This is a genomic window from Amycolatopsis pigmentata (assembly GCF_042684065.1).
Classification (GTDB): Bacteria; Actinomycetota; Actinomycetes; order Mycobacteriales; family Pseudonocardiaceae; genus Amycolatopsis_E; species Amycolatopsis_E pigmentata.
In genome coordinates this window covers 329,726-333,522 of record NZ_JBHUKR010000006.1, presented here as the reverse complement: position 1 = coordinate 333,522, position 3,797 = coordinate 329,726, and the positions used below count along the sequence as shown (strand labels likewise).

Annotated in this window: 5 protein-coding genes and 4 pseudogenes; 3 read left to right on the top strand and 6 right to left on the bottom strand. The window is 66.8% G+C overall.

The features are described from left to right. Positions 1 to 409: 409 nt before the first annotated feature. Positions 410 to 805: a YbaB/EbfC family nucleoid-associated protein gene (locus ACFSXZ_RS09590; protein ID WP_378263489.1), complete on the bottom strand. Its 396-nt coding sequence runs from the start codon at positions 803 to 805 to the stop codon at positions 410 to 412. Continuing rightward, on the bottom strand, positions 778 to 1,416 hold the full coding sequence (locus ACFSXZ_RS09585) for an Ig-like domain repeat protein (RefSeq protein ID WP_378263487.1): 639 nt from the start codon (positions 1,414 to 1,416) through the stop codon (positions 778 to 780). The genes ACFSXZ_RS09590 and ACFSXZ_RS09585 overlap by 28 nt, the downstream gene beginning before the upstream one ends. Positions 1,417 to 1,430: 14 nt before the next feature. Here ACFSXZ_RS09585 and ACFSXZ_RS09580 point away from each other — a divergent pair. Continuing rightward, positions 1,431 to 1,555 (top strand): annotated as a pseudogene (locus ACFSXZ_RS09580) (transposase); the annotation flags it as partial. Positions 1,556 to 1,701: 146 nt separating this feature from the next. Here ACFSXZ_RS09580 and ACFSXZ_RS09575 read toward each other — a convergent pair. Continuing rightward, positions 1,702 to 2,430 (bottom strand): annotated as a pseudogene (locus tag ACFSXZ_RS09575) (HAD-IC family P-type ATPase); the annotation flags it as partial. Here ACFSXZ_RS09575 and ACFSXZ_RS09570 point away from each other — a divergent pair. Then, positions 2,341 to 2,652, top strand: a pseudogene (locus ACFSXZ_RS09570) (DUF2252 family protein); the annotation flags it as partial. The pseudogenes ACFSXZ_RS09575 and ACFSXZ_RS09570 overlap by 90 nt on opposite strands. Before the next feature lie 150 nt (positions 2,653 to 2,802). Further along, positions 2,803 to 2,958 (top strand): annotated as a pseudogene (locus ACFSXZ_RS09565) (3-methyl-2-oxobutanoate hydroxymethyltransferase); the annotation flags it as partial. A 17-nt stretch (positions 2,959 to 2,975) separates the two neighbouring features. Here ACFSXZ_RS09565 and ACFSXZ_RS09560 read toward each other — a convergent pair. Genes ACFSXZ_RS09560 through ACFSXZ_RS09550 form a run of 3 tightly spaced genes read right to left on the bottom strand, consistent with a single transcriptional unit; the run spans position 2,976 to position 3,734 of the window. Continuing rightward, positions 2,976 to 3,350 (bottom strand): cytochrome c oxidase assembly protein, encoded by a 375-nt coding sequence (locus tag ACFSXZ_RS09560; protein WP_378263485.1) that lies wholly within the window; start codon positions 3,348 to 3,350, stop codon positions 2,976 to 2,978. After that, entirely contained in the window at positions 3,347 to 3,634 is a 288-nt protein-coding gene (locus tag ACFSXZ_RS09555) for an undecaprenyl-diphosphate phosphatase (RefSeq protein WP_449224271.1), read from the bottom strand. The genes ACFSXZ_RS09560 and ACFSXZ_RS09555 overlap by 4 nt, the downstream gene beginning before the upstream one ends. 19 nt (positions 3,635 to 3,653) lie before the next feature. After that, positions 3,654 to 3,734, bottom strand: coding sequence for a hypothetical protein (locus ACFSXZ_RS09550; protein ID WP_378264756.1), 81 nt, complete (start codon positions 3,732 to 3,734; stop codon positions 3,654 to 3,656). Positions 3,735 to 3,797 lie beyond the last annotated feature (63 nt).

Below are 3,797 nucleotides of genomic sequence, written 5' to 3'. Positions count from 1 at the left end.
ACGAAATACCGGCTAACTCGAACCCGCCGCCACGCGGGCATCCGCTTCCACGAACGACTCGCCGGCAGGCTTCATGCGAGCCTCCGGCCGTGGAACAGCGTCATCGACCGGACACAGGAAATCCTTCACAATCTTTTCCCTCACCCATCCCACCCCTTTCCGCGACCGGAATCACGCCTTCGAGACCGTGCCGGTCGTTGACACAGGAGTCTCACTATCGACACGGCTACCGTCTCGAGAAAAGTTCGCGCGGGACAACACCGGGGTTTGCCTCGGGTCAAGGTCGTGATCACGTGCCGATGCCCTGGTGGATCACACGCCTCCGACGGCGACCGGCGCCGGTACTGGTGGGCGGGACGCGCCGTCCCTGACGGGTGGCGGGGCGGGGCGAAAATCTCCGCTCGGCGGCTCAGCCGGATCGCTCCTCGCCACGGTCGTCGCCGGGGGACTTGAAGTCGGCCAGGATTTCGTCGAAGTCCGGCCCTTCCTTCATGAACTTCTTGAGGTCGACCCCACCCGGAGTTACCGGGCCCGCCAGTTCGATGACGGCCTTCTCCGCCTTGTCCTGCGCCCGCGTGATCACCTCGAGCACCTTCGTGCCCAGTTCCCTGGGCGCCAGATCACGCCACCGGTTTCCCGAGAACGTCAGCTCGGTGAGCCGACCGCGTGTGTCCACGGTGGCCTTGACCATCCGGTCCTTCGTCGTCGCGTTCGCCGTGACCTCGCGCATCGCCTTGGTCGCCTCGGCAAGACGCTCCCGCTGCTCTTGAAGGTTGCTCAGCATTCCGGCAATGTCGTTGTGCATTGAGGAAAACACCGCGTGCCCCCTTCTCTCGGTCGTCCATGGCTCGCCCGCACGACTCGGCCGTCTCTTCGGTCGCGGTGGCCCCGGATACGGCACGGCGTGGCCTTCGTGGCCTCCATACCTGGTACACGACGGCCGGGTCGCGGAAAGTTCACAGGCGTGGTGACCTGGGAGTTCAGCCTTGCCGGGACGGGCGGTTCCGGCCGACGGACCCCGTCGTTGCCGTGGTAATGCGCGGTAATGGTGTGCTCGCCCGGTTCAAGTGTGGTGGTGGTCAGCTGGGCTGTGCCGTTGACGACCTGGCCCGTGCCCAGCTCGGTCGTGTCCGCAAAGAATGTGACCGTTCCAGTCGGCGTGGTACCTGGGCAGGTGACCGTGGCGGTGAGATGGACGGGTTCGCCGGCTGTCGCTTCCTGCGGCGACGCCGACAACTGCGTCTGGGTCTTCTCGGGTCCCGTGGACACCTGGGCCACCGCCAGGCTGTGGTAGCCGCCCGATCCGATGGACGGGACCGTGGTGCCCTCGGGTATGAGGACTTGCACCGGCACGTTGCTGTTCGTGGTGCTTCCGTTGCCCAGCTGGCCGTAGGCGTTGTAGCCCCAGGCCCACACCTGCCCGGTCGATGTCCCGGGTGGACGACCGGGCCGTGTTCACGGCGATTGTGTTCATGCTGACCAGTGGGTGCGCTTGGCGGCATCTGCCGCCGAGTTTCGGGTCACGGTACCCACCGCGCATCGCCGGTTCTCCGAGCATCGAATCCGGCGACAAACTGCGCGGCCCCGTACGCGATGGCACCCCACGACATCGGCGAAAGTGCACCTTCCGGATAGTGTTTGGCGGAGTAAAAGGTTCGCCGACTGAAGCGAGTTAATGAGGCAGACCTCTGGCGGCGTAGCTCACGCGGTGGGTTGGCTGCGGGCGGCGCGGGTCCACGCGGCGCGGTGGAGCAGGCGCAGTCCGTTGAGGCCGGCGATGACGGTGGAGCCTTCGTGGCCGGCGACGCCGAGCGGTAACGGCAGGGTGCCGATCAGGTCCCAGAGCACGAGGCCGGTGATGAACAGGGCGGCGATGATCAGGTTGGCGGTAACGACGCGGCGGGCGTGCCGCGACAGGGCGATGACGGCGGGCACGGTGGTCAGTTCGGCGCGGACGACGACGGCGTCGGCGGTCTGCAAGGTGAGGTCCGAGCCGGCCCCGCCCATGGCGATCCCGGTGTGGGCGGCGGCGAGGGCGGGCGCGTCGTTGATGCCGTCGCCGACCATCGCGACCCGTTGGCCCGCAGTGTCGAGTTCGCGCACGGCGGTGACCTTGTCGTCCGGCAACAATCCGGCGCGCACGTCGGTGAGGCCGATCTGCTCGGCAAGCCGACGAGCGGTCGCCGCGTTGTCGCCGGTGAGTAGTACCGGGCTGCGGCCGGTCAAGGCGGTCACGGCGGCGATCGCGTCTGGGGTGTCTGCGCGGACCTGGTCGGTCAGGCCCAGCACTTCGACATCAACGACTTCGACGAGACGCACCACGGCCCCTGGGAATGGGATATCAAGCGGCTGGCGGCGAGTCTGGAGATCGCCGGGCGGGGGAACGGCTTTACGGCGAAACAGCCCCGGACGGTCGTGACCTGTGTGATCGCGGAATGCCGGCGCGCGATGCGGGAGTTCGCGGGGCAACCTGTGCTCGACATCTGGTACGCCCACGCCGATGTGGAGACGGTACGGGCCACCTTCGAAGACCAGCTCAGCACATCGCGGCGGCGCAGGCTTGTCGGAACGCTGGACAAGGCCCGCACCAAGAACAATCTCGGCGCGCTGCGCCGGTTCACCAAGTTGATCGACGGCAGGTTGCGCATCGACTCCGCGCTGCCCCTGATCGTCCAGGCCGACGAATTCATCGAGGACGGGCAGGACCCCGCAGCGTTGAAGGCATCGCTACGCGGGCTGTTGCGGGAACACCGGCACGCTGGAACCCGAGCGGCGCGTGCTGCTGGACCAGTACCACTTCGTCGACTCGGTGCGGGTCGGGACTGTGACGCGCAGGTTCTCGTCTGGCAGGACATGGCGGGCCTGCGCCGTGGGAAGATACCGCGGTTCGTCAAGCGCTACGCGGATCTCGCCGGAGTTGTCTCCAGCGCGGCAAGCGCGTTCGCCGGCCGAACACGCCTTCCACTGACAGCGGTTCACGTCCCGCGTTCACGCTTGAACCGTTCGGCAAGGACAGGATCGGACTCCCACCACAGCCCCGGCACGCTCGCCAGCAAGAGGGTCAGCGGCGCGCCGAGCGCGAGCAACAGCGGCGCGATCATCAACAGGACCACGGTCTGCACCGCCCGGGGCCAGAACAACGTGTCGTCATAGACACCCAGGAACGAACACGTGACCAGCAACACCGTGGCGAGCCCGGCCAGGAAGGCAAAGCTGCGTCCTCGCGGCCGGTCCGGAAGGCGGCGGGAGAAAATGACGTAACCGCCACCGAACACCAGTACGAACGCCAGCGCCGCGAAACTGGGCGTCCAGGAAGTGAACACCCGCTCCCAGGAATGCGGAGGGATCATATGCTGAAGTACACCAATCTCGCGGCCCCCGCGACCGCGCAGTAGATCGCGAACGGGGTAAGCGCGCGCGTTTCGAAATACGATACCAGGAAACGGACCGACAAGTACGCCGCAGCGAAGGCGACGAAGCTGCCGACTATCGCGGGCCCGAGCGAGGAACAGGCCTCAGGCTTCAGCAGGGACGGCATCTTGAGCACGCCCGCCGCGAGGATCACCGGTGTGGCGAGGAGAAACGCGAACCGCGCGGCGTCTTCGTGAGACAGCCCCCGGCGTAGCCCGGCCACGAGGCAGCGTCACGGGAAGCTAGGGGTTGAGGGCGGCGGTGAGTTCGTGTCGGCTGTGTGTGCCGGTTTTGTTGAAGATGGATTTTAGGTGGTCGTTCACGGTGTGGACGGATAGGTCGAGCAGCCGGGCGATCTGCTTGGGGGCCAGACCGGTGTCAGGTGC